Here is a 26,607-nt window from a genome sequence, read left to right as displayed (position 1 = left end):
GACCGGTCTGACCAGTGGTGCCGGCTCCTACAAATCCAGGGCGAAAAAAAACCGGCCATCAGGTGGCCGGTTTTTTATGGCTGCGGTTTAGCGCCGCAATTAAGCGCCGTACACCGGCAGCTTCTTGCAGATGGCCTTGACCTTCTCACGAACGGCATCGATCACCGCTTCGTTGTTCAGGTCAGCCAGGATGTCGCAGATCCAGCCGGCCAGTTCTTTGCACTCTGCTTCCTTGAAGCCGCGAGTGGTCACAGCCGGAGTACCGAAGCGCAGGCCGGAGGTGACGAACGGGGAGCGTGGGTCGTTTGGCACGGAGTTCTTGTTCACGGTGATGAACGCTTTGCCCAGAGCGGCGTCGGCGTCTTTACCGGAGATTTCCTGCTTGATCAGCGACAGCAGGAACAGGTGGTTCTTGGTCCCGCCGGAAACCACATCGAAACCACGTTCGATGAACACTTCGGCCATGGCCTGGGCGTTTTTCACCACTTGTTGCTGGTAGGTCTTGAACTCAGGCTGCAGCGCTTCTTTGAAGCAGATCGCTTTGGCGGCGATCACGTGCTCCAGCGGGCCACCCTGGGCGCCCGGGAATACCGCGGAGTTCAGCTTCTTCTCGATGTCGGCGTTGGCGCGAGCCAGGATCAGGCCGCCACGTGGACCGCGCAGGGTCTTGTGCGTGGTGGTGGTCACGACGTCAGCGAACGGAACCGGGTTCGGGTAGACGCCAGCGGCGACCAGACCGGCCACGTGGGCCATGTCGACGAACAGGTAGGCACCGACTTTGTCAGCGATTTCGCGGAAACGCGGGAAGTCGAGGATCTGCGAGTAGGCAGAGAAACCGGCCACGATCATTTTTGGCTTGTGCTCAACCGCCAGACGCTCGACTTCGTCGTAGTCGATCAGGCCGTTGGCGTCGATGCCGTATTGAACGGCGTTGTACAGCTTGCCGGAGGAGGAAACGCTGGCGCCGTGGGTCAGGTGACCGCCGTGGGCCAGGCTCATGCCCAGGATGGTGTCGCCCGCTTGCAGCAGTGCCAGGTACACGGCGCTGTTGGCTTGGGAACCGGCGTGTGGCTGAACGTTGGCGTAATCGGCGCCGAACAGTTCTTTGGCGCGGTCGATGGCCAGTTGCTCAACCACGTCGACGAACTCGCAACCACCGTAGTAGCGCTTGCCCGGGTAGCCTTCGGCGTACTTGTTGGTCAGTACCGAGCCTTGAGCTTCCATCACCGCTGGGCTGGTGTAGTTTTCCGAAGCGATCAGCTCGATGTGTTCTTCCTGGCGCTGAGCTTCTTGCTCCATGGCGGCAAAAAGATCGGCGTCGTACTTGGCAATAGTCAAATCACGGCTGAACATGGCGGTCCTCAAGGATCGGGGCAGAAAAGGGGGGCATTCTAACTCAACCGCTTTTAGATGGCATATGAAAGGACATCATGTCGCAGACGAAAGGAATTCAGCTTCTGGCTGTAAGCCTCAAGCGGCAAGTCAAAAGCGGACCGGCCACTGCTTGAAGCTTGCCACTTGAAGCTTCCAGCTTTCTTCATGTTTGATTGATTGGAGCTGTTGGCTCCAATCAATCAAACATGAAGAGCGCATCATTGCTGAACTGCGCCTCAAACCGGCTTGCCGGCATCGGCCGGCCGAACAGATACCCCTGAACCTCATCGCAACCATGCTCACGCAGGAAATCGAGCTGCTCGTGGGTTTCCACACCTTCGGCGATCACCGCCAGATTCAGGCTGTGGGCCATCGCAATGATCGCCCGGGCAATCTGCGCATCCTGTTCACCCGACGGCAGGCCATCTACGAAGGTGCGGTCGATTTTCAGCACGTCGATCGGGAATTGCTTGAGGTAGTTGAGCGAGGAATACCCGGTGCCGAAGTCATCGACCGCAATACTCAGGCCGAGGTTTTTCAATCCGGCGAGGATCTGCATCGCTTCGCTGACTTCGCGCATCAGGATACTTTCGGTCAGCTCCAGCTCCAGGCACGCCGGCGGCAGGCCGGTCTCCTTGAGGATGGTGGCAATCCGCGTCCCGAGTTGGCCGTCGGAGAATTGCCGGGCCGAAATGTTCACCGACACCTTAGGCACCCGCACCTTGGCCTGATGCCAGGTCTTGAGCTGACGGCAGGCTTCGCTGATCACCCAGTCACCGACATCCACCACTAGCCCGAGCTCTTCGAGCACCGGAATGAAATCCCCCGGCGGCACCAGGCCGCGACGTGGATGACGCCAGCGCAGCAGCGCTTCGGCGCCGGTCAGGCGTTTGCCGTCGCCGCTGAACTGCGGCTGGTAATACAGAACGAATTCGTCTTGTTCCAGGGCATGGCGCAAGTCGCTTTCCAGCTCCAGGCGCTCCAGGGCGCTGGCGTTCATGTCCGCCTGATAGAACTGGAAGTTGTTCTTGCCGCGCTCTTTGGCGTGGTACATCGCGGTGTCGGCGTTTTTCATCAGCTGACTGAGTTCGTTGCCATCCTGCGGGCTCAGCGCGATGCCGATACTGGCGGTGACGAAGAACTCGCGGCCTTCCAGCACGAACGGTTTCACCAGGCTGGCGAGGATCTGCTCGGCGACATGGATCGCCCGGTTCAAGGCGACTTCACGGTTGGCCCGCGGTTGCAGCAACAAGGTGAATTCATCGCCGCCCATGCGCGCCACGGTGTCGTCATCATCGACGCAACCGAGCAGACGCGTGGCCATTTCCTTGAGCATGCGGTCGCCGGCGGCGTGACCGAGGGAGTCGTTGATCGGCTTGAAACGGTCGAGGTCGAGGAACATCAGCACGACCCAGGACTTCTGCCGCTCGGCCGATTGCAGCGCGGTGTGCAGGCGGTCCTGGAACAGCGTGCGGTTGGGCAGGTGGGTCAGGGCGTCGTAGTAGGCGAGGCGGTGAATCCGCTGTTCGCTGGCCTTGCGCTCGCTGATGTCGCTGAAGAAGCACACGTAACTGGCCAGGTCACCTTCATCGTCGAGCACAGCCGTGATGCCGACCCAGGCCGGGTAATGCTCGCCGTTGCGCCGCTTGAGCCAGACTTCGCCTTCCCAGGTGCTGTTCTGATGCAGTTGTTTGAGCACATAACGCAGATGGGCTTCCTGCTGCTCGTCGACGGTCAGCATGTTTGGCAACTGGTCCAGCACCTGCTCCACGGCATAACCGCTGACGCGACTGAACGCTTCGTTGGCCTGGACGATGTAGCCGGCCGGGTCGGTGATCAGGATCGCCGACGTCGAATGTTCGAAAACCGTGGCCGCCATGCGCAGGTCTTTTTCGGCCCGGCGTTGCTGGCTGATATCGCGTCCGACGCCGAGTACGCCTTCGAAGGCCCCGTGTTCGTCCCAGACCAGCACCAGCCGTAGTTCGATCGGAATCTTGCGCCCGTCGGCCCGCAGGCAATCGAACAGGAACAGTTGGGTCTGCACCTGAGTGCGCAGCAGCGCCAGTTGCTCGGGTTTATCCAGCGCTTTGCTGACCCGATCCATCAGGCCGTAAATGCCGGTCAGTTGCTGCGGGTTGGCGATGGTCGATTGCCAGCCGTTCTGGAAGATCCACTCGGCGTCGTAGCCCAGCACGGCATGCACCGACGGGCTGACGTAATTGAGTGCCATTTTGCTGTCGGTGGAGAAAATCACGTCGCTGATGCTTTCGGCGAGCATCCGGTAGCGCTGCTCGCTGTCACGCAGGGATTCACTGGCTTCGATCTGTTCGGTGATGTCCTTGGCCACGCCGATGATCCGCGTGACTTGATCGTGTTTGTCCCGCGCCAGTGCCTGTTCGCGAATGTCGAAACGCCGCCACTTGCCGTCGCGATGACGGAACCGCAACTGGCATTGCAGCAATTGGGTGTAACCCCCGTGGCGCTGGGCCTGGCGCGAGCGGTGGTAGTCATCGGCATCTTCGGGGTGCAGGAGGATTTCCCAGAAGTACTCGCCCATCTGGTGCAACTCGGTACGGTTGTAACCGAGGGTCTGGCCCAGGTGGTGGTTACTGAAAATCATCCGCTGGCTGATCACGTCCTGCACGTACAGGTGGTCCGGCACAGTGCGCACCACATCGGACCAGAACCCTTCGCGTTCCAGCAGCGACAGCTCGATGAGTTTACGGCTGGTAATGTCGGTGATGCTCAGGATCACCGCTTTATAGTCGGCGTAATCTTCCGGCAGGCGCAGCACCAGCCACAGGTGCTGGTCGCGGCCATTGAGGTCCTGGAGTTTGATTTCCAGCTCGAGCTGTCTCTGCTGGTTGAACACCGTTTCGATCACTTGGTGGCCGATGGCGGTGCCGTCCAGCGGGCAGCCGTCAATCAACAGTTTCCAGGCCTGAGCGCAGGAGTTGACGTTGAGCAGTTGCAGGGCGACCTGGTTGACCTCGGTGATGCGCAGTTCCTGGAGCAGTTGCTGGCGTTGCTCCGGTCTGTCGAGCCACGCCTTGAGTTGCTCGCTGCTGTGCAGTTGGGCTTTGTCGAAGAAGGTCTTGAGCCCGGAGACGTCCAGTACGCACAGGGCAACGCCCGTGCCTTCGAAAATATCGTGATAGCGGCGGCGGCCTTCATGCAACTGGCGCTGACGGCGGCGAATGTTCAGCAACACGATGAACGGCAGCAGGGAGAAGGCCAGGCCCAGCAGGCATTTGCCGATGAATGCTGGCAACAGTTGTTCGAGCACTTGCTGGCGATCGAACAGTCCGCGCAGTTGCCAGTCGCTGCTGCTCAGGGGCACTGTCAGCACACTTTTGGCCAGATCGTCGGGGGATAACGCGCTCGGTTTGACCGAAGGCGACGCTTCATCGCGGCTGATGATCTGGTGATTGACCCGGTTTTCCACCAGCCACAGCGGACGGATGCCGGCTTCGTTTTGTTTGGTCAGTGACGAGAAAAACGTCGGTGTCAGGCGCAGGGCCCAGTAGCCACGAGTGCTGCCGCTGGCTTGATGCAACAGCAGATGCACCACTGAACCGTCATCGGCATTGCTGAAATAGTGGGCCTGGGCGCGGCTGCGCCGGACCAGTTCACCCAGGTAATCGGCATCCTGGGCGTCGGCGGCGCTGTCACTGAGGACTTTGCCGGAAGGACTGAGTAGCGCCAGGCTGCGTAGGTCAGGCAGCGATTGTTGCAGTTTGCGCAGTAGCGCCTGCTGTTCGTCGGCACTTTGCGGTTGTTCGACGATCGGTAGCAGGTTCAGTGCAATCTGGGCGTTGAGCGCCATGTTCAGGCTGACTTGCGCGGCCAGATCGGCGGTGTAGTCGATGGTGTATTGCCGCTGGTGCTTCTGTGTTTCGCGCAGCTGATCCAGCAGCTGCCAGAACAGCAAGGCGAGCAACAACAGCACGAGTGTCGCCAGCGCACCCTTCAAGGATCCGCGCAGGGGCGCGCCGGTCGCAGGATGAGGTGCGCTCACGGACGAAGGCGGAGAGACATTGGACAAACTGTAATCCTGCGGTTTGGCTGGACTGGCGCGACGTGCACTATAAGCCGGACGCCCGGAGGGCGGCTAGCATGCCTTGTGTTGTGGCGAAGTGCCAGCCCCTACCGGCTGGACTGCCATCTGTCATTCAGGTAGCTTTGCCGGTTACGCGGGAGCGTTCCAGCTCCTAGACTCAGACTTTTTCAGCGCTCATGCATTGATACATTATCAATCTGACGACGCGCACAGTCTGGCCAGGCATCGCCTGCGCTCCAATCATTCATCTGTCACTGACCCAAGGTTCTCCATGGCTCAATACGTCTTCACCATGCATCGGCTGGGCAAAGTTGTTCCGCCGAAGCGGGAAATCCTGAAAAATATTTCGCTGTCCTTCTTCCCCGGCGCCAAGATCGGCGTGCTCGGCCTCAACGGTTCGGGTAAGTCCACGCTGTTGAAAATCATGGCGGGCGTCGACACCGAGTTCGAGGGCGAAGCGCGTCCGATGCCGGACCTGAACATCGGCTACCTGCCACAAGAGCCGATCCTGGATCCGACTAAAACCGTTCGTGAAGTGGTCGAGGAAGCGGTCAGCGTGATCAAGAACGCCCAGGCTCGCCTGGACGAGGTCTACGCCGCTTACGCTGATGAAGATGCCGACTTCGACAAACTGGCCGCCGAACAGGCCAAGCTCGAAGCCATCCTGCAAGCCAGCGACGGTCACAACCTGGATCGCCAGCTGGAAGTCGCCGCCGATGCGCTGCGTCTGCCGGCCTGGGATGCCAAGATCGAATTCCTCTCCGGTGGTGAGAAGCGTCGCGTGGCCCTGTGCCGCCTGCTGCTGTCTGCTCCGGACATGCTGCTGCTCGACGAACCGACCAACCACCTGGACGCCGATTCCGTCGCCTGGCTGGAGCACTTCCTGCACGACTTCCCGGGCACCGTAGTCGCGATCACGCACGACCGGTACTTCCTGGACAACGTCGCCGGCTGGATCCTCGAGCTCGACCGCGGCGCCGGTATCCCTTACGAGGGCAACTATTCGGGTTGGCTGGAAGCCAAGTCCGACCGTCTGGCTGCCGAATCCAAGCAGCAGTCGGCCCACGAAAAAGCCATGAAGGAAGAACTGGAGTGGGTGCGCAAAGGCGCCAAGGCCCGCCAGTCCAAATCCAAGGCTCGTCTGCAACGCTTCGAAGAAATGCAGTCGCAGGAATTCCAGAAGCGCAGCGAAACCAACGAGATCTACATTCCGGCCGGACCACGCCTGGGTGACAAGGTCATCGAGTTCAAGAACGTTTCCAAGGGTTACGGCGATCGCGTGTTGATCGACAACCTGTCGTTCTCCATGCCAAAAGGCGCCATCGTTGGCGTGATCGGCGGTAACGGTGCCGGTAAGTCGACCCTGTTCCGCATGCTGATGGGCAAGGAAACGCCGGATTCGGGCAGCATCGAAGTCGGCGAAACCGTGCAACTGGCGTGCGTCGATCAGAGCCGCGAAGACCTGGACGGCAGCAAGACGGTGTTCCAGCAAATCTCCGACGGTTCCGATCAGATCCGCATCGGCAACTACGAGATCCCGTCGCGCACCTACGTCGGTCGCTTCAACTTCAAGGGCGGCGACCAGCAGAAGTTCGTCAAGGACCTGTCCGGTGGTGAGCGCGGTCGCTTGCACCTGGCCCTGACCTTGAAAGAGGGCGGCAACGTCCTGCTGCTCGACGAACCGTCCAACGACCTCGACGTTGAAACCCTGCGTTCCCTGGAAGAAGCCCTGCTGGACTTCCCGGGCGCCGCCATTGTGATCTCTCACGATCGGTGGTTCCTTGACCGCGTCGCGACGCACATCCTGGCTTACGAAGACGACTCGCAAGCGGTGTTCTTCGAAGGTAACTACACCGAGTACGAAGCCGATCGCAAGAAGCGCCTCGGCGAAGCGGCTTCCCAGCCGCATCGTGTACGGCACAAGAAGCTGGCCTGATATCGGGCGGGTTGCATGAAAAAACGGAGCCTTCGGGGCTCCGTTTTTTTATGGGTTTCAGTGACACCGCAGCGCGGCCATCGCCAGCAGGCTGGCTCCCACAGGGGATATGTGAGCGGCACAAATCCACTGTGGGAGCTAGCCTGCTAGCGATGACGGCCTGACGATCACTCGATCTCTATGCTCAATACCTCAATCATCAAATCCCCCACCGGCCGCTTCCACACCACTTCATCCCCGACCTGCGCGCCCAACAACGCCCGCCCCAGCGGCGAGCCCCAGTTGATCAGCCCACTCGCCGCATCCGCCTGATCCTCACCCACCAACTGCACGCGCTGTTCGTGGCCCTGTTCATCGGCAAACGTTACCCACGCGCCAATCTGGACTTTATCGGTCGAGGAGGCCGGTACGACTAACTGAGCGCTTTGCAGGCGTTGATTGAAATATCGCCAGTCACGTTCCAGATCGGCCTGGCGCTGTTTGTCCGCGAGTTCGCCTTTCGCACTCTGTCCATTGAGCAGGTTTTGCACTTCGGCGACTTTCGCCTGAAGCTGCGCCAGCCCGGCGGGCGTGACGTAATTGGGCTGTGCGCTGACCTGCCGTTCGACCGGCTGATCGGCTTGCGCGGCGGCGTTATCTTCATTGACGAAAGCGCGACTCATGGTTTTCTCCCGTTATAGGGTTTGGGCCATGGTTGCAGGCTTTTAGTTTCGATGGATGTCTGTCCGCGACTCATTGCGAGCGATAGGCACGGGCGGCGTCCTGGTCCTTTTGTTGCTGCCAGGCTTTGTCGCGGTCGTCCCAGTGGTGGCTGCGATAGTCCTCGCGATCCTCGCTTTCGCGCATGGCCTGGCACTGGCGAAAACCGTCGCTCCAGCCTTCGGCGTACTGCTTGTCCTTGAGATAACGTGGGACGTTCTTGCGAAATTCCCCGGTGATTGCCCCGGCAGCTTGTCGGCCACTGCTGCAACCGTCATCGAAACCATCGGCGAACGCCGGTGGATAACCCTTGGCGATCAAATCCTCGTGGGTCGTCTGGCAACCCGCGATCAACATCAACAATCCCAGCACACCTGCGCAACGCCACATCTCCGACTCCCGGGCCGTTGGACGGCCAATGGGTGAATTCTAGGAGTGGATTCGTGAGGCAGTTGTGAAAGGCGTGTGATTAATCTGTTGGCCACCACACATCCGCTGTGGGATCGAGCCTGCTCGCGATGGCGGTGTGTCAGTCAACACTGATGTCGACTGATACACCGCCATCGCGAGCAGGCTCGCTCCCACAGGGACGGTGGGGTGTCAGGTCAATAGTGATACCACTTCACCTCAAGCATCACTTCGTTCTCGGGCGAGGCGAGGTGGCTGAATTCGCGCTGGGCACTCAGGCGCAGGCCCAGGTTGCGCGACAGTTCCCACTGCTGGTTGAGGCTCACACTGCGGCGCACCTCGCCGTTGGTGAAGAAATCGCCCTTGGTTTCCAGGCTGAAGTTGCCCAGTGGGTTTTTCCACAGCAGACCGCTATTGAAACCTGCCGCCGGTGCGATAAAGCCCGCGAAGTCGTTGTTGTGTTCGACACGCACGGTGCCCAGTGCAAAGCCGAGCATGTCTTCACCCAACTGCCAGGTGCCGCCGCCACCGCCGTTGACGTGGCTGACCAGCGTTTCATCGTCATGCTTGCCTGGCACGCGTTCCAGGCCGCCCGTGACTTGCCACGATAATGGCTTCAACAACTCATTGCGCGGCGTCAGGGAGCGAATGGTCGCCAGGTCCAGTTGCTGGAACTGCCAGTCATTGCCTTCGTACTGGCGCAGTTTCATCTGCAGGATTTCGATTTGCGCACCGAGCGGGAAGCTCTCGGCGTTATCGTTGAGGTCGTGATACGCCATGCGCAGGCCATATTCGCCAAAGGCCTTGTCGCCCCGGGTGCCGATGCCGGCCTGCCAGGTGCGGGATTCATGACCGTCCTCGGGCAGGCCGGGCCTCGGGATGTCCAGCTCAGGGGCGGGGTTCTGGTTGATCGCCCGCAGCAGTTCGAAACTGCGTTGCGCCCTCTCAGGGTCGCGCTCCTGACCGTTGGCGCGATAGCGTTCGAGGCGGTAAGACGCATCGATGATCAGCGCCTGGCGGTCGCGCGGTTGAGCCTTGAACGCCGGTGTCTGCAATTGCTTTTGGTCGGCGCTGACTTTCAGCACCCACTCCTGTTCTTCGTCAGTCAACGGCTCGGCGCGGCTCAGCAGTTCCCGTTCACGGGACGGACGATACTGAATGGATTCCACCAGCCCGGCTTCTTTCACCGCTTTGACGGTATCGGTCGGAATGGCCGTCAGTGGGAACTGTTCGGTCAGGCGCAGGCTTGGCCGCGCCACCTGCAGCAGCTCAAGCAGGCGATAGGAGCAGTTTTCGTCGAAAAAGAAATAGTCGAACTGGATCTGTTTCAACTCCCAGACGTGCTCGACCATGCGCTCGGTTTCTGCCTGCGTCAGGTTCAGCCGGTACTCCCACAGGTCCCGGTTTTCGAGGCTGCGGTATTCCGAGAGTTTTTCCTGATACGGCACCAGCGCGAACAGCCCCGGATAGCCGCCCATCAAGCCTTTCCAGGCGTAGAGGATACTGTTGTCCGAACCTTCGATGTAGGCGCCGAAGTTGATCGCGTAACTGAGCAGCGCGGTGTGATCACTCTGCACATCGGCCTGGTCGATGCGCAGCAAGGTATGGCCGAACATCGATGACGGACTGTTCAGGTAAGCCGCCGGGAAAATCATCACCGCGCTATGGGGCGAGACATCCTTGAACCATTGCTTGAACTCAGTGCAATCGAGCGCCGGCAAATCAGTCAGGTTGAGCTGCGCTTTCAACCAGCGGGTGCGCGCCGGGTACACACATTGGGCATGTTGTTCGCCCGCACTGGCCGGGGCGTACAGCGCCTGCACGGTGGCCGCCAGTTCGCGGTCGGGGTGTTCGTTACCGTCGGGTGCGAGAAAGAACTTTTTGTCGCTGACATAGCTGCGCCAGCCGCCCAGCTTGGCGGTTTCGTAATGGCCCAGGGAAATCCAGAAAGGGTCGTTGGCCAGTTGCTGCAAACGTTGATTGTCGACATGTGGCGCGGCGGACAGCGGGGCGCAGACACAGAGCGCCAGCCAGGCAAGGCGTTTGAGCATAGTGAGCAACTTAAGTCGAAAAAAAATAAAGACCCAAGGGGGACAGGTCCAAAAAATAAAACCCGCCCCCGAAAGGAGCGGGTGGGTCGAGCTTAAGCTTGAGTAGCGTACTTGGCCAGACGTGGATCGTTCTTCAGAACGGCCAGGGTGTTGGTATGCACGTCGTCAGCGGTCACGTCAGCCTTGCTGAAGATCTGCTGGAAGTGCTGGTGAGTCACAGCGGCGAAGTGCGCACGGTCTTCCGGCGCCACGCCCAGTACCACGGCATAGGTCGTCAGCGCTTCGCCGTTACCTTTGGCCATGTCTTCGGACAGCTCGTTCATCATGCCATTCATGGCAAACCAGGATTTGCCGCCATAAGTCAGCGACGCATTAGTCGAGCAACCGTTGGTACCAGAAGTCATACCGAACGTTGCGTTACCGGAAGTGCCGTTGGTGGTGGATGCCAGGAAGTGAGCCGGGGTGCCACGCTGACCTTCGAACAGCATGTTGCCCCAACCGCAATCCGGGCCGCCTGGCGCTTGGGCCATCGCGTTGATGGATACAGCGGTGAAGAGAGTACCGAGAAGAATCCGTTTCATAGCTTTGTTCTCTTTATGTGCATACCAATGGACAAGGGGTCTGGCCCAATCCGGCGCCAGTGGGCCAGTTATTAATCCAGCCGCGCAGTTTGGAGTTTAGGCACGTTCCTGGGGTTCCGTGATTTTTTGCAAAACATTCGTTGAAATCATTGATTTGTCCCCGGCCGGCTTGGAGATGACGGTTTGTCTATGCTTTGGCTGGAGGCGCGCCTTGCAAGTGAGGTATGGGCAGCGCCAGAATGCCGCTATCTGCCCCGCCTGATGTAAGGAAGCCCGATGCCTGATCCTGTTGCTGCCAGCTTGCGTCTAGCGCCTGAAGCGCTGACCCGTCCGTTTTCCGCTGAACAGTTCAGCTTCTCTACCACCAATGATCTGGAGCCCTTTCGCGGTGTGCTTGGCCAGGAACGTGCGGTCGAAGCCTTGCAGTTCGGCGTGGCCATGCCACGCCCCGGTTACAACGTATTTGTCATGGGTGAGCCCGGCACCGGCCGGTTTTCGTTCGTCAAACGCTACCTGAAAGCCGAAGGCAAGCGCCTGCAGACCCCGGCCGACTGGGTCTACGTCAATAATTTCGATGAGCCTCGCGAGCCTCGTGCACTGGAATTGCCATCGGGCACTGCTGGCGCCTTCATCGGTGACATCAACGGCTTGATCGACAACCTGCTGGCGACTTTTCCGGCAGTGTTCGAGCACCCGTCCTACCAGCAGAAAAAAAGCGCCATCGACCGCGCCTTCAACCAGCGCTACGACAAGGCACTGGACGTGATCGAGCGCCTGGCGCTGGAGAAGGAGGTCGCGCTTTACCGCGACGCCAGCAACATCGCGTTCACGCCCATGAGCGAAGGCAAGGCCCTGGACGAAGCGGAATTCGCCCAGTTGCCGGAAGCCGATCGCGAGCGTTTCCACGACGATATTTCCGGTCTGGAGGAGCGACTGAACGAAGAGCTCGCCAGCCTGCCGCAATGGAAGCGCGAGTCGAGCAATCAGCTGCGCCACCTCAACGAAGAAACCATCACGTTGGCCTTGCAGCCGTTGCTGTCGCCGTTGTCGGAGAAATACGCCGAGAACGCCGCCGTTTGCGGTTACCTGCAAGCCATGCAGGTCTACCTGCTCAAGACCGTGGTCGAGCAACTGGTGGACGACAGCAAGACCGACGCCGTCGCCCGCAAATTGCTGGAAGAGCAATACGCCCCGAGCCTGGTGGTCGGTCATTCGTCCAGCGGCGGTGCGCCGGTGGTCTTCGAGCCGCACCCGACTTACGAAAACCTGTTTGGCCGCATTGAATACAGCACCGATCAGGGGGCGATGTACACGACCTATCGGCAACTGCGGCCGGGCGCATTGCACCGGGCCAACGGCGGTTTCCTGATCCTAGAAGCGGAAAAAATGCTCAGCGAGCCGTTCGTGTGGGATGCGCTCAAGCGCGCCCTGCAATCGCGCAAGCTGAAAATGGAATCGCCGCTCGGTGAGCTGGGCCGCCTGGCCACCGTGACCCTGACGCCGCAACACATTCCGTTGCAGGTCAAAGTCGTCATCATCGGTGCGCGTCAGCTGTATTACACGCTGCAAGACCTCGATCCGGACTTCCAGGAGATGTTCCGCGTCCTGGTGGATTTCGACGAAGACATCCCTATGGTCGACGAGAGCCTGGAGCAGTTCGCCCAGTTGCTCAAAACCCGCACCTCGGAAGAAGGCATGGCGCCGCTGACGGCCGATGCCGTGGCGCGCCTGGCGACTTACAGCGCGCGCCTGGCCGAACACCAGGGGCGTTTGTCGGCGCGCATCGGTGATCTGTTCCAACTGGTCAGCGAGGCGGACTTCATTCGTCACCTGGCGGGGGACGAGATGACCGATGCCGGGCATATCGAACGGGCGCTCAAGGCCAAGGCCACCCGTACCGGGCGGGTCTCTGCGCGGATTCTCGATGACATGCTCGCCGGGATCATCCTGATCGACACGGATGGCGCCGCCGTCGGCAAGTGCAACGGGCTGACCGTGCTGGAAGTCGGCGACTCGGCGTTCGGTGTGCCGGCGCGGATTTCCGCCACGGTCTACCCGGGCGGCAGCGGCATCGTCGACATCGAGCGCGAGGTCAACCTCGGCCAGCCGATCCACTCCAAGGGTGTGATGATCCTCACCGGGTATCTGGGCAGTCGTTACGCCCAGGAATTCCCGCTGGCGATTTCCGCGAGTATCGCGCTGGAGCAGTCCTACGGTTACGTCGATGGCGACAGTGCGTCGCTGGGCGAGGCGTGCACGCTGATTTCGGCCCTGTCGAAAACGCCGCTCAAGCAATGCTTTGCGATCACCGGCTCGATCAACCAGTTCGGTGAAGTGCAGGCGGTAGGCGGGGTCAACGAGAAGATCGAAGGCTTCTTCCGACTCTGCGAAGCCCGTGGGCTGACCGGTGAGCAGGGGGCGATCATTCCTCACGCCAACGTCGCCACGCTGATGCTCGACGAGAAGGTGCTCTCGGCGGTGCGTGCGGGGCAGTTCCATGTCTACGCCGTGCGCCAGGCTGACGAGGCGTTGAGCCTGTTGGTCGGAGAGCCGGCCGGTGCGCCGGATGCCGATGGCCAGTTCCCCGAAGGCAGCGTTAACGCACGGGTGGTGGAACGCTTGCGCGTGATCGCGGAAATGATCAGCGAAGAAGACCTCAAGGAAGCCGAGAAAGAAGCGGCGCTGGAAGCCCTGGTGGAAGCCAAACCGGCCTGACCGATCTGAGGATCACCCCGATCCACAGTGGGAGCGAGCCTGCTCGCGATGTGGCACTTTCATCCAACACATGTGTTGGCTGAAAGTTCGCTATCGCGGGCAGGCTCACTCCCACATTTGTGATGTGTCCACTTCAAGAAAGTGCCATCACTCTGACGTCAATATTCACACAATGACCATTCGGCGCCTTCTGGTCTGGCTTGACGTGCTAGTCAGACTTTTCTTCTATTCTCAGCTCAAGGATATCGACAGTAATCACTGGATCGAGACAGCCTTCCCGTGGGGGCTGAACACCGGATCTACCGAGGGTCGCCGCCATGTCGCGCAACCTCTGCCTCACCCGTCAATGCCTGGGCCTTGTGACCCGTATCGAGTGTGCCATCCGTCCGTTGGCGGGGGATACGGGCATGTGGACCTTGCTCTTCGCCGCCGGAATGGCCGGCGAACAACCTTCCGCCATCAAGGCGCAGGGACCGTTTCATGGGCCTTTCGTGGCGGAGTCCATCCTCGACACGATTGTTGAAAGCCTGACGCTGCATGGCTACGAACTGGCCGATGACCCACAAATCTGGTGCCTGCACCTGCAAGCCCAGCTGCGGGAAATCAACGGGGGCCGTTGCCGCAACCTCAATGGCTGAGTTCGGCGCGGCCACTGAAACCGGTTATTGATCAAGGTGGCTCAAATCCGCCTTGGCCAGTTTGACCTCGAAACCATATTGCACCGTGGTGAGGTCGGTTCGCTGATAGGTTTCCAGACGTGTTGGCTGGCCATAGAAGTAATGCACGGCAAATAGCGCCGGGCCTTCTGCGCTCGCGTCGTGAGTGACCGAAAGGATTTCTTTCAGATAGTTTCCAGAGTCGTCCTTGGCGAAAAAACGCCACTCCTGGGCAGGAAACAGCTTCAAATCAACCACCAAGGCATTGCCTTTGAGTTCCAGGCCTTTGGGCAACGTATGGGCGTCGAGCGTTTGTTTGGCCACCGTCGCCAGAAACAGCGGCATGGAGCCCACTGCATAGGCCGGTGTTTCCGGAAACAGGTTCAAGTCATAGGTGATGGCGCCACGTAGCGGATCGACCTCGTAAGCCTCAAGCGGCAGCTCGATCGGCCCATCGCGCTTGCCACTGCCATCCTCCGTAAAGAACGTGACCGGGCTATCGCCAGCGCTGAACGATGTACCGAGCATCTCGTCATTGAAGCTTCTGGGGTGGTCGAACTCGATGCGTGCGGCGCTGGGGTCATCCACCGACTGACTGACGATGATGCCCTTCTTCAGCTGTTCCTCACTCAATGTCGCGCCCTTGAGCCAGGTCGGGGCCTGATCGTCATACACCACCACCGGTAGGGTCAGTGGCTGGATGGTTTTTGCCGTGGTGTGTGAGTCAAAGCGGCGCACCGGCAGGTTCAGGTCCTTGTGGGTCACCGTGGCGGCCGAAAAATCCAGAACGCTCACTTCAACGGTTTCGACCGGACCGTTGAAATACACTTTGGTGTAATGATTCTTCTGCTGCGCCTCGAAGGTGCGCTGTTCTTCGTCGATCTGCTTTTCGAAAGTCTCGCTCCAGGCTTTCTGCTGCTGAATTTTCGCCAGTTGTTTTTGATAGAAGGCAATTTGCGCAGCGGTTTCGTTGATCGAACCCGATCGCGAGAGGAATTGCCCGGTGATGTCCCTGGCCTGGACGATCAGCGGATTCAACGGTGTTTCGCTGACTTCAGGAGCCAGTGGTGCGCTGTTGTTGAATTCGATTTCGGCGTAGTTGTTGCCCAGTTTCAGCAAGGTGACGCTGAGGTTGTCGTTGGTGCGGGTCTGGCCAACGTCTTTTTTCGTCAGGTCGAAGGTGTAGAGCCGGCGCGGGGCGATGACCTCGACCTTGCCTTGCAGGCTCACCGGTTGAGGCTGGTTCTTGTTGTCCATGTCCAGACCGTCGATGAACGGATAGGTCACCGTCAGATCATCCGGGTTGGTCAGGTTGGAACTAGAGGGGCTCAGTTGAATGCCGGGATCGGTTTCCGACCATTCCGGCTGGAACGCGATGACGCGCTTGTTGCTCAAGGTCACCGATTGCCATTCCAGGCCATGGGGAAAGAGAAACGCTGCCGGAATGTTGAAGTTGAAAGGGAACACCGGTTGCAGGTCGGTCAGGTAGTCGGAACTGGAATCCTTGTGCAGCACGAACAGGCCGTTGATGTAGGTGTCGACCAAAGCCTGGGGCGTGGGGTAGTGCTTGAGCACGGCGAGAACGTCTTCGCCGTATTCGGTTTCCACGGGTTTGCTGTCGAGCTTGAGTTGCGCACGCTCGAGCAACAGCAGTGAACCGCCGAGTTCGGCAACGGCATCCCTGAGCTTTGGATCCTCAATCGCATCCAGAGACTTCTCGAACTGCGCGGTCTTTTCCTCGAGGCTAGTCTGGCGCTTCTCATCGCTGGGTGAGCAGCCGCCCAGCAGCAGAGCCAGGCAAATGCCGGCACTCGTTATTGGCAATCGCACATCCATTTCCAGTCTTCCTGTCCGATGTCGCTGAGCTGTCAATAGTCTGGACACTAGCAGAAAAACTTTGTGGCACACGCGCAGGTCGCGGATTTGCCGAAGGTTTCTGGCTGCTTCAGGGTATAGACAGGGGGCTGGTATACTTGCGGCCATTTTCAACATCACGTGTGAGATTCAATGGAACGCTTTATCGAAAATGCAATGTATGCCTCCCGCTGGCTGCTGGCACCGATCTACTTCGGTCTGTCCCTTGGGCTACTGGCGCTGGCGCTGAAATTCTTCCAGGAAGTTTTCCACGTCATTCCCAACGTATTCTCGATGGCCGAGTCGGACCTGATCCTGGTGCTGCTGTCGCTGATCGACATGGCACTGGTGGGTGGCTTGCTGGTGATGGTGATGATCTCCGGTTACGAGAACTTCGTTTCCCAGCTGGACATCGACGACAGCAAGGAAAAGCTCAACTGGCTGGGCACCATGGATTCGTCTTCGCTGAAGATGAAAGTGGCGGCCTCCATCGTGGCGATTTCGTCGATCCACCTGCTGCGGATCTTCATGGACGCCAAGAACGTTGATCCCGAGCATTTGAAGTGGTACGTGATTATTCACATGACGTTCGTCGTGTCGGCGTTTGCCATGGGTTATCTGGATAAGCTGACCAAGCACTGACGCTCACAAAGCCCTGTAGGAGCGAGGCTTGCCCGCGAAGGGGCCGTGTCAGTCGATACAGTTGTTGCCCGTCACACCGCCTTCGCGGGCAAGCTTCGCTCCTACAGTCAGGTGCAAACAGACGGGCGGTGTCGTTTGTGGCTTGTACTTTGAGGTGCCGAAGCCTATGCATGTATTGATATTGGCTTGACACCGTATGAGGTGCATTCATGAACCTTGTTGAATTACGTGCATATGCCATCGCAGGGAAAGTCGATGAGCTGAACCTGATTTCTATGGAAGGCGGGATCTACCTGCTGGAGGCGCGCATGCATGGGGCGGCGTATCCGTTAAGTGATGCCCACGACCATATGCTCCACCTGCGTTCGGTGGAGCATGCGCGTCAAGTGCTGCACCGACTCCCCACCTTGCCTTTCAACCTTGTGCACACGTCGGTCCATGATGAAATGTGCGGACTCGGTGCCAATGCAGAAGAGGGCCTGAAGGTGCCGATCGCCTTCAGTTCTCGCTGGTAGCAATGACCCCCTGATCAGCGCAACGGCATCTGTGCTAGTCTGCTGGCCCTTTTGGTTCCGGGCGCTCCGGGACGCGCTGTGCACGCACGGCAAGTTCCCGGGCCGTCCGCACAGCGGAGCAGTGTCATGTCCGAAGTAAATCTGTCCACCGACGAAACCCGCGTCAGCTACGGTATTGGCCGTCAGCTGGGCGACCAACTGCGCGACAACCCGCCACCGGGCGTTAACCTGGACGCGATCCTGGCTGGCCTGACCGACGCGTTCGCCGGTAAGCCTAGCCGTGTCGGTCAGGAAGAAATGTCCGCCAGCTTCAAGGTGATCCGCGAAATCATGCAGGCCGAAGCAGCTGCAAAAGCCGAAGCGGCCGCTGGCGAAGGCCTGGCTTTCCTGGCTGAAAACGCCAAGCGTGACGGCATCACCACCTTGGCCTCGGGCCTGCAATTCGAAGTGCTGACTCAAGGTGAAGGCGCCAAGCCAACCCGTGAAGATCAAGTGCGCACTCACTACCACGGCACCCTGATCGACGGCACTGTGTTCGACAGCTCCTACGATCGTGGCCAGCCTGCAGAATTCCCGGTTGGCGGCGTGATCGCTGGCTGGACCGAAGCCCTGCAACTGATGAATGCCGGTAGCAAATGGCGCCTGTACGTGCCGAGCGAACTGGCTTACGGCGCTCAAGGCGTTGGCAGCATTCCGCCGCACAGCGTTCTGGTATTCGACGTCGAACTGCTCGACGTTCTGTAAGCTTTTGATTCTGTAGGAGTGAAGCTTGCTCGCGAATGCATCACCTCGGTTCAAGTCAGAACCGAGTTGTCAGGTTCGCGGGCAAGCCTCGCTTCTACGGGGTTTGTAGTGCTACTCATACTTCGATCTTGTGGTTCAGATCGCTCGTCGGGCGCAACGCCCGGGCGTAGCAGAACAGAAACAGATTGCGCACCAGTTCCTTGAGCACCACCGGCTCGCAGGAACTCAAGCCATTGACGTCCAGATCACCCTGATCCTGCAGCTCGTTCAAGGCTTCTTCTTCAAGCACTGCACAGACTTCCCCGGTTTCCCGATGCAGGATCCTGAGGTAGGGGTGTGGGCGGTCCAGCCAGGCATCGATCAAATAAGTCATGGGTCTCATCTCCATTGATGGGTTTCAATGAGAATAATTCTTATTCATCAAATAGCAAGGACCTATTGGCGGTTTGTGATTTTTTCCGGGTAAAGATTGCGTAAGGTCAAAACGGCTGGCGTTTGGCTATTGCGAGGATATGTGGGGAGAGGCGGGGCGGGTGAAGCACCATCCCACGCAGGGCGCGGGATGGAAGACAACAGAATCAGACTTTTCTGACGAACTCGGATTTGAGCTTCATCGGGCCGATGCCGTCGATCTTGCAGTCGATGTCGTGATCGCCATCGCACAGGCGGATGTTCTTGACCTTGGTGCCGACCTTGACCACCAGCGACGTGCCTTTGACCTTCAGGTCCTTGATCACGGTGATGGTGTCGCCGTCCTGCAGGACGTTGCCGACCGAATCTTTTTTCACGGTGTCATCGGACGCCGCTTCGGCTTCGCCGCTGGCGGACCACTCGTGGGCGCACTCGGGGCAGATCAGCTGAGCGCCGTCTTCGTAGGTGTATTCGGAATTGCATTTTGGGCAGGGTGGCAACGTGCTCACTAAAGCTCCTTGGATTCAGGATCGCTAAAAAGCGCACATTATATAGGGTTTTAGCTGGGAGGGGGGCGACGCCAAAAACTGTGGGAGCGAGCCTGCTCGCGAAAGCGGTGTGCCAGTCAGCATTTGACTGACAGATTGCTTTCGCGAGCAGGCTTGCTCCCACAGGGTATTACGGTGCAGTTAGTGCGTACGGGCGACCGCAAACTCACTGAGCTCAACCAATGCATCGCGGTATTCGCTGGGGGGCAGCGCGTCGAGGCATTTGATTGCACGGGCTACATAATCGCGGGCCAGTTGCGCGGTGTAATCCAGCGAACCGGACGCTTCCACGGCTTCGCGGATGCTTTCCAGGTCTTCGATACCGCCTTTCTGGATCGCCTTGCGCACCAGTGCAGCCTGCTCCGGCGTGCCTTCGCGCATGGTGTAGATCAGCGGCAGGGTCGGCTTGCCTTCGGCCAGGTCGTCACCGACGTTCTTGCCCAGGGTTTCCGCGTCGCCACGGTAGTCCAGCAGGTCGTCGACGAGTTGGAAGGCCACGCCCAGATGATCGCCGAAGGTACGTAGCGCTTCGCTCTGTTCCGGTGTGGCACCGGCCAGGGCCGCGGCGCTGTGGGTCGAGGCTTCGAAGAGCATCGCGGTTTTGCCGCGGATGACTTCCATGTAGGTTTCTTCGGTGGTGCTGGCATCACGCACTTTGGACAGCTGCAACACTTCGCCTTCGGCGATGATGCGCGTGGCTTGCGAAAGGATCTTCATCACCGGCATGGAGCCCAGTTCGACCATCATTTCGAAGGAACGCGAATACAGGAAGTCGCCCACCAGCACGCTTGGCGCGTTGCCCCACATGGCGTTGGCGGTCGAGCGGCCACGGCGCATGCCGGACATGTCGACCACGTCGTCGTGCAGCAGCGTGGCGGTGTGCAGGAACTCGATGGTCGCGGCCAGCAGGCGCAGGTCATCGCCTTCGCGACCCAGAGCCTTGCCACACAGCAACACTAATAGGGGACGCAGGCGTTTACCGCCAGCCGAGGTAATGTAATCGCCGATTTTCGATACCAGCGGCACTCGGGAAGTCAGCTGCTTCTTGATGATGCCGTCGACGGCGCTAAAATCGTCCGCCACCGCGCGGTAGAAAGCTTGGGGTTGCATCAGCGACAGTTGCTCCAGAAGGGTTGCGCGGCATGCTAGGACCCACGTCGGCGGGTGTCAAGGCACGATGGACGGCCTCTTGCATCGCCCCGGCAGCTTGCGTACAATCGCGCACCCTGAACTTCCTGGGCAGCACCTGCCTTACGCAATTGCAAACAGGCCTTCCAGCCTTATGCAGCCATGCCAGCCAATACCTCTTCTTATAAAGAGCTGGGTGAGCAGGATTATCGGAGAAATACCATGTCGTACGCAGTAATTGTTACTGGTGGCAAGCAATACAAGGTCGCCCCAGGTGAATACCTGAAGATCGAAAAACTGGAAATCGCTACCGGCGAATCCGTTACTTTTGATCGCGTTCTGTTGGTCGCCAATGGCGATGACGTGAACATCGGCGCTCCAGTTGTTGCTGGCGCTACCGTTGTGGCTGAAGTGATCTCCCAAGGTCGTCACGATAAAGTCCGCATCATCAAGTTCCGTCGTCGTAAGCACCACATGAAGCGTATGGGCCACCGCCAGTGGTACACCGAGATCAAAATCACCGGTATTCAGGCTTAATTTCAGCCTAATTCCTCACTAGGAGAATTGACTCATGGCACACAAAAAAGCTGGTGGTAGTACCCGTAACGGTCGCGACTCAGAAGCCAAACGCCTTGGCGTGAAGATGTATGGCGGCCAGGTTATCATTCCGGGCAACATCATCGTGCGTCAGCGCGGCACCCAATTCCACGCCGGTTACGGTGTTGGCATGGGTAAAGATCACACTCTGTTCGCTAAAATCGACGGCGTGATCAAGTTCGAAGTAAAAGGCGCTTTCAACCGCCGTTACGTGAGCATTGTCCCGAAGACTGAAGTCGTCGCGGCATAATTGCGTAGTTGCTGGAAAAGCCCTGTCTCGCGACGGGGCTTTTTCGTTTGTGGGGTGAGTCTCTTGCAAAGCTGTTTGTGATGGGCTCCAGCGCTGGATTTGCGGTCGTTGATTGAGGTCGCTGCGCTCATTTTTGCAAGAGTCTTATGTCTAGATTTTTTCGGCTCGTCCGTATGACGAGAGGCGTTTTGTTATGAAGTTTGTTGACGAAGTATCGATTCGAGTAAAGGCCGGTGACGGCGGCAACGGTTGCATGAGCTTCCGTCGCGAGAAATTCATTGAAAACGGCGGCCCGAACGGCGGTGACGGTGGTGATGGCGGCTCGGTCTACATGATCGCCGACGAAAACCTCAACACCCTGGTGGACTACCGTTACACCCGGCACTTCGATGCCGAGCGCGGTTCCAACGGCGGCAGCACCGACTGCACCGGCAAGAAAGGTGAAGAGCTGGTGCTGCGTGTTCCGGTTGGTACCACCGTCATCGACTCCGCCACTCAGGAAGTGATCGGCGACCTGACCAAGGCTGGCCAGAAACTGCTGGTGGCTCATGGCGGCTGGCACGGTCTGGGTAACACCCGTTTCAAATCCAGTACCAACCGTGCTCCGCGCCAGACCACTCCGGGTAAACCGGGCGAGGCGCGTGATCTCAAGCTGGAAATGAAAGTATTGGCTGACGTCGGTCTGCTGGGTTTGCCGAACGCCGGTAAAAGTACCTTCATTCGCTCCGTATCGGCCGCCAAGCCGAAAGTCGCCGACTACCCGTTCACCACGCTGGTGCCGAACCTGGGTGTGGTCAGCGTCGATCGCTGGAAGAGCTTCGTGGTCGCGGACATTCCGGGCCTGATCGAAGGTGCTTCCGATGGCGCTGGCCTGGGTATTCGCTTCCTCAAGCACTTGTCGCGTACCCGTTTGCTGTTGCACCTCGTGGACATGGCGCCGCTGGATGACGCCAGCGCTCCGGATGCTGCTGAAGTGATCGTCAGCGAACTGACCAAGTTCAGTCCGTCCCTGGCTGAGCGTGATCGCTGGTTGGTGCTGAACAAGTGCGACCAGATCCTTGAAGAAGAGCATGATGCTCGCGTCAAGGAAATCGTTGATCGCCTGGAGTGGACCGGTCCGGTCTATGTGATCTCCGCCATCTCCAAGCTGGGCACCGAGCGTCTGTGCCACGACATCATGCGTTACATGGAAGATCGTGCTGACCGTCTGGCTAACGACCCGGTTTACAAGGAAGAGCTGGCCGAGCTCGATCAGCGCATCGAAGACGAAGCCCGTGCCCAGTTGCAAGCGCTGGATGACCAGCGTGCCCTGCGTCGCAGCGGCGTGAAGTCGGTCCATGACATCGGCGACGATGACTGGGACGAAGAAGATGTGGATGACGAAGACGGTCCGGAAATCATTTACGTGCGTGACTGATTCGTTGCAGTAAACTTAAGCGCCGCTCAATCGAGCGGCGTTTTAGTATCTGGAAATCGGTAGTCACGAATAACGTTACGGGCGGCGCTGGGTCGCGCTGCCCTCAAGCTAAGGTTGAAGATGATGCGGAGCAAGGTGACAGGTGCGCAGCGTTGGGTCGTGAAGATCGGCAGCGCTTTGCTGACGGCTGACGGCAAGGGCCTGGATCGCGCGGCAATGAGTGTCTGGGTCGAGCAGATGGTGGCTTTGCATGAGGCGGGCGTCGAACTGGTGCTGGTGTCCTCCGGGGCCGTAGCGGCGGGGATGAGTCGCCTGGGCTGGACCGTGCGACCCAGTGCAATGCACGAACTGCAGGCCGCTGCCGCTATCGGTCAGATGGGTCTGGTGCAAGCCTGGGAGTCGAGCTTTGCCGAGCATGGCCGGCATACCGCGCAGATTCTCCTGACGCACGATGACTTGTCTGACCGCAAGCGTTACCTGAATGCCCGTAGCACCCTGCGTGCGTTGGTCGAGCTGAAAGTGATCCCGGTGATCAACGAAAACGACACCGTGGTCACCGACGAGATCCGCTTCGGCGACAACGACACCCTGGCGGCGCTGGTGGCCAATCTGGTCGAGGCGGACTTGCTGGTGATCCTTACCGATCGCGACGGCATGTTCGACGCCGATCCGCGCAACAACCCCGACGCCAACCTGATTTACGAGGCGCGCGCCGATGATCCGGCGCTGGATGCCGTCGCTGGCGGTACCGGTGGTGCGTTGGGTCGGGGCGGCATGCAGACCAAATTACGTGCCGCACGTCTGGCGGCGCGTTCCGGTGCGCACACCATCATCGTCGGTGGGCGCATTGAACGTGTGCTGGATCGCCTGAAGGCGGGCGAGCGCATCGGCACCTTGTTGTCACCTGAGCGCGGCATGCTGGCGGCGCGCAAGCAATGGCTGGCCGGTCATCTGCAGACCCGTGGCACCCTGGTGCTGGATGCGGGTGCAGTGACCGCGCTGTCCCAGGGCAACAAAAGTTTGCTGCCGGTTGGCGTCAAACTGGTTCAAGGCAGTTTCCGGCGCGGTGAAATGGTGGTGTGCGTGGCGCCGGACGGTCGTGAAATTGCCCGTGGCCTGGCCAACTACAGCGCGCTGGAAGCACAAAAAATCATCGGTCAGTCGTCTGAGGCGATTGTCGGTCTGTTGGGTTACATGGCGGAGCCGGAACTGGTTCACCGCGATAACCTGATTCTGGTCTGAAGGAATATTTGAATGCGTGTGGCAAAAGGATTGTTGGGTCTGCTGTTGGCAATGCCGCTGCTGGCTTCGGCTGAGGAGATTGGCCAAGTGTCGACGGTGTTCAAGTTCGTCGGCCCGAACGACCGTATCGTCGTCGAGGCGTTTGATGATCCGAAGGTTGAGGGTGTGACTTGCTACCTCTCGCGGGCCAAGACCGGCGGTGTGAAAGGTGGGCTGGGTTTGGCGGAAGATCGCGCTGAAGCGTCTATCGCGTGCCGTCAGGTAGGTCCGATCAGCTTCAAGGGTGAGCTGAAGGATGGCGATGAGGTGTTCAAGGAGCGTACGTCGCTGGTGTTCAAGACCATGCAGGTGGTGCGCTTCCTCGACAAGAAGCGCAATACGCTGGTGTATCTGGTCTACAGCGATCGCTTGATCGAAGGCAGCCCGCAGAATGCGGTGACGGCGATCCCGATCCTGCCGTGGACGCACGCCCAATAAGCTGGCGCAAATCGAAATGTGGGAGTGAGCCTGCTCGCGATAGCGGTGTAACAGTCGGCATCAATGTTGAGTGTTGCACCGCTATCGCGAGCAGGCTCACTCCTACATTTTTTTTGCGCGGCGTTTACCAAATCGCAGGCAATAAAAAACCGACCCTGAGGTCGGTTTTTCAACAAGCTTATCGCTTATGCGGCTACAGCAAGGTTCAGAGCCTTGACGTGACCGTTCAGGCGGCTCTTATGACGAGCTGCCTTGTTCTTGTGGATGATGCCTTTATCGGCCATACGGTCGATAACTGGCACAGCCAGAACGTAAGCTGCTTGAGCTTTTTCAGCGTCTTTTGCGTCGATGGCCTTAACTACATTCTTGATGTAGGTACGAACCATGGAACGCAGGCTGGCGTTGTGGCTGCGACGCTTCTCAGCCTGTTTTGCACGTTTTTTGGCGGAAGGTGTGTTGGCCACCGTCGAGCTCCTCGAAAGACTTTTTAGGAAATAGCAAACAAAATAGGCCGCGAATCATGCCGATGAGTTGATGTCTTGTCAAGGGCGGTTGAGACGTTCCGCTAAGTGGTAGGTATAAAGAGGCGGGATATTTATTTCCGGCGCTTGACCTGTAAACTCGCGAGCTTTGGCTCTGTGCTGCTGCGGCGCGGAGTATCGCATAAGTAGGCGCTTTGTTCGCCTGCTGTTTATCGACAGGCACAAACTCTTTCAATGAATCTGCTCAAATCGTTGGCCGCCGTCAGCTCTATCACGATGCTTTCCCGGATTCTGGGGTTCGTTCGTGACACCCTCATCGCACGTACATTTGGCGCCGGGATGGCGACGGACGCCTTCTTTATCGCCTTCAAACTGCCCAATCTGCTGCGAAGAATCTTCGCCGAGGGTGCCTTTTCCCAGGCATTCGTGCCGATTCTTGCTGAATACAAGAGCCAGAAGGGCGAGGAGGCGACGCGAACGTTCATCGCTTACGTGTCTGGCCTGCTGACGCTGGTACTGGCCCTGGTCACCGCGCTGGGCATACTCGCCGCGCCGTGGGTCATCTGGGCCACCGCGCCGGGTTTTACCGATACCCCGGAAAAATTCGAGCTGACGACCGATCTGTTGCGCGTGACTTTTCCTTATATATTGCTGATCTCCCTGTCTTCATTGGCCGGTGCGGTCCTCAATACGTACAACCGATTCTCGGTGCCGGCTTTCGTGCCGACGTTGCTCAACGTCAGCATGATCGTCTTTTCGGTATTCCTCACGCCATACTTCGACCCTCCCGTCATGGCCTTGGGTTGGGCGGTACTGGTGGGTGGCCTGGCGCAGTTGCTTTATCAGCTACCCCACCTGAAAAAGATCGGCATGCTCGTGCTGCCACGCCTGAATCTGCGTGACAGCGGTGTCTGGCGGGTGATGAAGCAGATGTTACCGGCGATTCTCGGCGTGTCAGTGAGCCAGATTTCCCTGATCATCAACACCATCTTCGCCTCGTTCCTGGTCGCCGGCTCCGTGTCGTGGATGTATTACGCCGACCGTTTGATGGAGTTGCCGTCCGGCGTACTGGGCGTAGCGTTGGGCACCATTCTGCTGCCGACCCTGGCCAAGACCTACGCCAGCAAAGATCGCCACGAATATTCGCGAATCCTCGATTGGGGCCTGCGTCTGTGCTTCGTGCTGGTGTTGCCGTGTTCTCTGGCACTGGGGATTCTGGCCGAGCCGCTGACCGTTTCGCTGTTCCAGTACGGCCAATTCAGCGCGTTTGATGCCTCCATGACACAGCGGGCGTTGATCGCTTATTCAGTCGGTTTACTCGGAATTATCGTGATCAAAGTGCTGGCGCCGGGCTTTTATGCGCAACAAAACATCCGCACTCCGGTAAAAATAGCGATTTTCACCCTGATCGTTACTCAGCTGTTCAACCTCGTGCTCATCGGCCCGCTGGCTCACGCCGGTCTGGCCCTGGCCATCAGCATCGGTGCCTGCATCAACGCCGGGCTATTGTTCTATCAGCTGCGCAAGCAGCAGATGTATCAACCGCAACCGGGTTGGGCCAAATTCGGTCTGAAGCTTGTGATTGCGGTGTTGGTGATGTCTGCTGTGCTGCTGGCCGGGATGCACTTCATGCCGGCCTGGGATCAGGGGCATATGCTGGAGCGGTTCCTGCGCCTGGGCGCGTTGGTCGCTGCCGGGGTGATCAGTTATTTCGGCATGCTGCTGTTGATGGGCTTCCGTTTGCGCGACTTCAATCGCAAGGCGCTGAGCTGAGGCTTGGGCCTCGATAAACATGGGCGAACCGGCAGTTTTGTCGGCTC

At 59.0% G+C, this 26,607-nt stretch carries 23 protein-coding genes; 12 read left to right on the top strand and 11 right to left on the bottom strand.

The window, feature by feature from the left end; genetic code table 11:
- Positions 1-99: 99 nt before the first annotated feature.
- Together glyA and HP062_RS16115 are read right to left on the bottom strand one after the other, a co-directional pair.
- A complete protein-coding gene (gene glyA, locus HP062_RS16120) occupies positions 100-1,353 on the bottom strand; it encodes a serine hydroxymethyltransferase (protein WP_102593912.1) in 1,254 nt (417 codons plus the stop codon).
- Between the two features lie 217 nt (positions 1,354-1,570).
- Entirely contained in the window at positions 1,571-5,419 is a 3,849-nt protein-coding gene (locus tag HP062_RS16115; RefSeq protein ID WP_172791665.1) for a bifunctional diguanylate cyclase/phosphodiesterase, read from the bottom strand.
- 286 nt (positions 5,420-5,705) lie between these two features.
- Here HP062_RS16115 and ettA point away from each other — a divergent pair, with 286 nt between their 5' ends.
- Positions 5,706-7,370: an energy-dependent translational throttle protein EttA gene (ettA, locus tag HP062_RS16110; RefSeq protein ID WP_077749399.1), complete on the top strand. Its 1,665-nt coding sequence runs from the start codon at positions 5,706-5,708 to the stop codon at positions 7,368-7,370.
- A gap of 167 nt (positions 7,371-7,537) precedes the next feature.
- Here the strand turns inward: ettA and HP062_RS16105 are convergent, their stop codons facing one another.
- The 4 genes from HP062_RS16105 to HP062_RS16090 form a co-directional block, all read right to left on the bottom strand.
- The gene (locus tag HP062_RS16105; RefSeq protein WP_172791664.1) at positions 7,538-8,032 is read right to left on the bottom strand and encodes a GreA/GreB family elongation factor; all 495 of its coding nucleotides are present in this window, start codon (positions 8,030-8,032) and stop codon (positions 7,538-7,540) included.
- A gap of 70 nt (positions 8,033-8,102) precedes the next feature.
- Positions 8,103-8,459 carry a hypothetical protein gene (locus HP062_RS16100; protein WP_010467512.1) on the bottom strand — a complete coding sequence of 119 codons (357 nt, stop codon included), beginning with the start codon at positions 8,457-8,459 and terminating at the stop codon, positions 8,103-8,105.
- A gap of 215 nt (positions 8,460-8,674) precedes the next feature.
- Complete coding sequence (locus HP062_RS16095; RefSeq protein ID WP_010467514.1) at positions 8,675-10,528, bottom strand: DUF4105 domain-containing protein; 1,854 nt, start codon at positions 10,526-10,528, stop codon at positions 8,675-8,677.
- A gap of 92 nt (positions 10,529-10,620) precedes the next feature.
- Positions 10,621-11,109 (bottom strand): DUF3015 domain-containing protein, encoded by a 489-nt coding sequence (locus tag HP062_RS16090; protein WP_010467516.1) that lies wholly within the window; start codon positions 11,107-11,109, stop codon positions 10,621-10,623.
- Positions 11,110-11,385: 276 nt separating this feature from the next.
- On the opposite strand from HP062_RS16090, the gene HP062_RS16085 reads away from it, so the two are divergent.
- Both HP062_RS16085 and HP062_RS16080 read left to right on the top strand, forming a co-directional pair.
- A complete protein-coding gene (locus HP062_RS16085) occupies positions 11,386-13,824 on the top strand; it encodes a Lon protease family protein (RefSeq protein WP_010467518.1) in 2,439 nt (812 codons plus the stop codon).
- A 317-nt stretch (positions 13,825-14,141) separates the two neighbouring features.
- A complete protein-coding gene (locus tag HP062_RS16080; RefSeq protein WP_010467520.1) occupies positions 14,142-14,462 on the top strand; it encodes a hypothetical protein in 321 nt (106 codons plus the stop codon).
- A gap of 24 nt (positions 14,463-14,486) precedes the next feature.
- Here HP062_RS16080 and HP062_RS16075 read toward each other — a convergent pair whose 3' ends face one another.
- Complete coding sequence (locus HP062_RS16075; protein WP_102593909.1) at positions 14,487-16,316, bottom strand: hypothetical protein; 1,830 nt, start codon at positions 16,314-16,316, stop codon at positions 14,487-14,489.
- 171 nt (positions 16,317-16,487) lie between these two features.
- On the opposite strand from HP062_RS16075, the gene HP062_RS16070 reads away from it, so the two are divergent.
- The 3 genes from HP062_RS16070 to HP062_RS16060 all read left to right on the top strand — a co-directional run bounded on the left by HP062_RS16070 (position 16,488) and on the right by HP062_RS16060 (position 18,235).
- Entirely contained in the window at positions 16,488-16,976 is a 489-nt protein-coding gene (locus HP062_RS16070) for a TIGR00645 family protein (RefSeq protein WP_007943976.1), read from the top strand.
- Between the two features lie 209 nt (positions 16,977-17,185).
- Entirely contained in the window at positions 17,186-17,491 is a 306-nt protein-coding gene (locus tag HP062_RS16065) for a DUF6482 family protein (RefSeq protein ID WP_010467524.1), read from the top strand.
- 126 nt (positions 17,492-17,617) lie between these two features.
- Positions 17,618-18,235 carry an FKBP-type peptidyl-prolyl cis-trans isomerase gene (locus tag HP062_RS16060; protein WP_010467525.1) on the top strand — a complete coding sequence of 206 codons (618 nt, stop codon included), beginning with the start codon at positions 17,618-17,620 and terminating at the stop codon, positions 18,233-18,235.
- A 115-nt stretch (positions 18,236-18,350) separates the two neighbouring features.
- On the opposite strand, the gene HP062_RS16055 is transcribed toward HP062_RS16060, so the two are convergent.
- From HP062_RS16055 to HP062_RS16045, 3 genes are all read right to left on the bottom strand, one after another.
- A complete protein-coding gene (locus HP062_RS16055; protein ID WP_010467526.1) occupies positions 18,351-18,608 on the bottom strand; it encodes a hypothetical protein in 258 nt (85 codons plus the stop codon).
- A 205-nt stretch (positions 18,609-18,813) separates the two neighbouring features.
- Positions 18,814-19,155 carry a zinc ribbon domain-containing protein YjdM gene (locus HP062_RS16050; protein WP_010467527.1) on the bottom strand — a complete coding sequence of 114 codons (342 nt, stop codon included), beginning with the start codon at positions 19,153-19,155 and terminating at the stop codon, positions 18,814-18,816.
- Between the two features lie 180 nt (positions 19,156-19,335).
- Complete coding sequence (locus HP062_RS16045) at positions 19,336-20,304, bottom strand: polyprenyl synthetase family protein (RefSeq protein ID WP_083375721.1); 969 nt, start codon at positions 20,302-20,304, stop codon at positions 19,336-19,338.
- 240 nt (positions 20,305-20,544) lie between these two features.
- Between HP062_RS16045 and rplU the strand changes: the two genes are divergently transcribed.
- The 5 genes from rplU to HP062_RS16020 all read left to right on the top strand — a co-directional run bounded on the left by rplU (position 20,545) and on the right by HP062_RS16020 (position 24,305).
- On the top strand, positions 20,545-20,859 hold the full coding sequence (gene rplU, locus HP062_RS16040) for a 50S ribosomal protein L21 (protein WP_003176051.1): 315 nt from the start codon (positions 20,545-20,547) through the stop codon (positions 20,857-20,859).
- A 34-nt stretch (positions 20,860-20,893) separates the two neighbouring features.
- On the top strand, positions 20,894-21,169 hold the full coding sequence (gene rpmA / locus HP062_RS16035) for a 50S ribosomal protein L27 (protein WP_003215862.1): 276 nt from the start codon (positions 20,894-20,896) through the stop codon (positions 21,167-21,169).
- 193 nt (positions 21,170-21,362) lie between these two features.
- Complete coding sequence (gene cgtA / locus HP062_RS16030; protein WP_010467530.1) at positions 21,363-22,586, top strand: Obg family GTPase CgtA; 1,224 nt, start codon at positions 21,363-21,365, stop codon at positions 22,584-22,586.
- Between the two features lie 123 nt (positions 22,587-22,709).
- The gene (gene proB / locus HP062_RS16025; protein ID WP_010467532.1) at positions 22,710-23,828 is read left to right on the top strand and encodes a glutamate 5-kinase; all 1,119 of its coding nucleotides are present in this window, start codon (positions 22,710-22,712) and stop codon (positions 23,826-23,828) included.
- Positions 23,829-23,840: 12 nt separating this feature from the next.
- Complete coding sequence (locus HP062_RS16020; RefSeq protein WP_010467533.1) at positions 23,841-24,305, top strand: CreA family protein; 465 nt, start codon at positions 23,841-23,843, stop codon at positions 24,303-24,305.
- Between the two features lie 185 nt (positions 24,306-24,490).
- On the opposite strand, the gene rpsT is transcribed toward HP062_RS16020, so the two are convergent.
- Positions 24,491-24,769 (bottom strand): 30S ribosomal protein S20, encoded by a 279-nt coding sequence (rpsT, locus tag HP062_RS16015; RefSeq protein ID WP_008154937.1) that lies wholly within the window; start codon positions 24,767-24,769, stop codon positions 24,491-24,493.
- A gap of 252 nt (positions 24,770-25,021) precedes the next feature.
- Between rpsT and murJ the strand changes: the two genes are divergently transcribed.
- A complete protein-coding gene (gene murJ / locus HP062_RS16010) occupies positions 25,022-26,560 on the top strand; it encodes a murein biosynthesis integral membrane protein MurJ (protein ID WP_010467534.1) in 1,539 nt (512 codons plus the stop codon).
- Positions 26,561-26,607: the final 47 nt, after the last annotated feature.

The sequence above is a fragment of the Pseudomonas sp. B14-6 genome, from assembly GCF_013260315.1.
GTDB classification, from domain to species: domain Bacteria; phylum Pseudomonadota; class Gammaproteobacteria; order Pseudomonadales; family Pseudomonadaceae; genus Aquipseudomonas; species Aquipseudomonas mandelii.
The sequence above is the reverse complement of the archived record's forward strand: the minus strand, read 5'-3'. Positions and strand labels throughout refer to the sequence as shown.

Coding starts and splice junctions, on each gene's coding strand:
- HP062_RS16070 (WP_007943976.1), top strand. CDS start 16,488: ATGGAACGCTTTATCGAAAATGCAATGTATGCCTCCCGCTGGCTGCTG.
- HP062_RS16045 (WP_083375721.1), bottom strand. CDS start 20,304: ATGCAACCCCAAGCTTTCTACCGCGCGGTGGCGGACGATTTTAGCGCC.
- HP062_RS16020 (WP_010467533.1), top strand. CDS start 23,841: ATGCGTGTGGCAAAAGGATTGTTGGGTCTGCTGTTGGCAATGCCGCTG.
- HP062_RS16105 (WP_172791664.1), bottom strand. CDS start 8,032: ATGAGTCGCGCTTTCGTCAATGAAGATAACGCCGCCGCGCAAGCCGAT.
- rplU (WP_003176051.1), top strand. CDS start 20,545: ATGTCGTACGCAGTAATTGTTACTGGTGGCAAGCAATACAAGGTCGCC.
- HP062_RS16060 (WP_010467525.1), top strand. CDS start 17,618: ATGTCCGAAGTAAATCTGTCCACCGACGAAACCCGCGTCAGCTACGGT.
- HP062_RS16090 (WP_010467516.1), bottom strand. CDS start 11,109: ATGAAACGGATTCTTCTCGGTACTCTCTTCACCGCTGTATCCATCAAC.
- glyA (WP_102593912.1), bottom strand. CDS start 1,353: ATGTTCAGCCGTGATTTGACTATTGCCAAGTACGACGCCGATCTTTTT.
- HP062_RS16065 (WP_010467524.1), top strand. CDS start 17,186: ATGAACCTTGTTGAATTACGTGCATATGCCATCGCAGGGAAAGTCGAT.
- HP062_RS16095 (WP_010467514.1), bottom strand. CDS start 10,528: ATGCTCAAACGCCTTGCCTGGCTGGCGCTCTGTGTCTGCGCCCCGCTG.
- cgtA (WP_010467530.1), top strand. CDS start 21,363: ATGAAGTTTGTTGACGAAGTATCGATTCGAGTAAAGGCCGGTGACGGC.
- HP062_RS16085 (WP_010467518.1), top strand. CDS start 11,386: ATGCCTGATCCTGTTGCTGCCAGCTTGCGTCTAGCGCCTGAAGCGCTG.
- HP062_RS16080 (WP_010467520.1), top strand. CDS start 14,142: ATGTCGCGCAACCTCTGCCTCACCCGTCAATGCCTGGGCCTTGTGACC.
- rpmA (WP_003215862.1), top strand. CDS start 20,894: ATGGCACACAAAAAAGCTGGTGGTAGTACCCGTAACGGTCGCGACTCA.
- HP062_RS16075 (WP_102593909.1), bottom strand. CDS start 16,316: ATGGATGTGCGATTGCCAATAACGAGTGCCGGCATTTGCCTGGCTCTG.
- HP062_RS16100 (WP_010467512.1), bottom strand. CDS start 8,459: ATGTGGCGTTGCGCAGGTGTGCTGGGATTGTTGATGTTGATCGCGGGT.
- proB (WP_010467532.1), top strand. CDS start 22,710: ATGCGGAGCAAGGTGACAGGTGCGCAGCGTTGGGTCGTGAAGATCGGC.
- ettA (WP_077749399.1), top strand. CDS start 5,706: ATGGCTCAATACGTCTTCACCATGCATCGGCTGGGCAAAGTTGTTCCG.
- murJ (WP_010467534.1), top strand. CDS start 25,022: ATGAATCTGCTCAAATCGTTGGCCGCCGTCAGCTCTATCACGATGCTT.
- HP062_RS16055 (WP_010467526.1), bottom strand. CDS start 18,608: ATGACTTATTTGATCGATGCCTGGCTGGACCGCCCACACCCCTACCTC.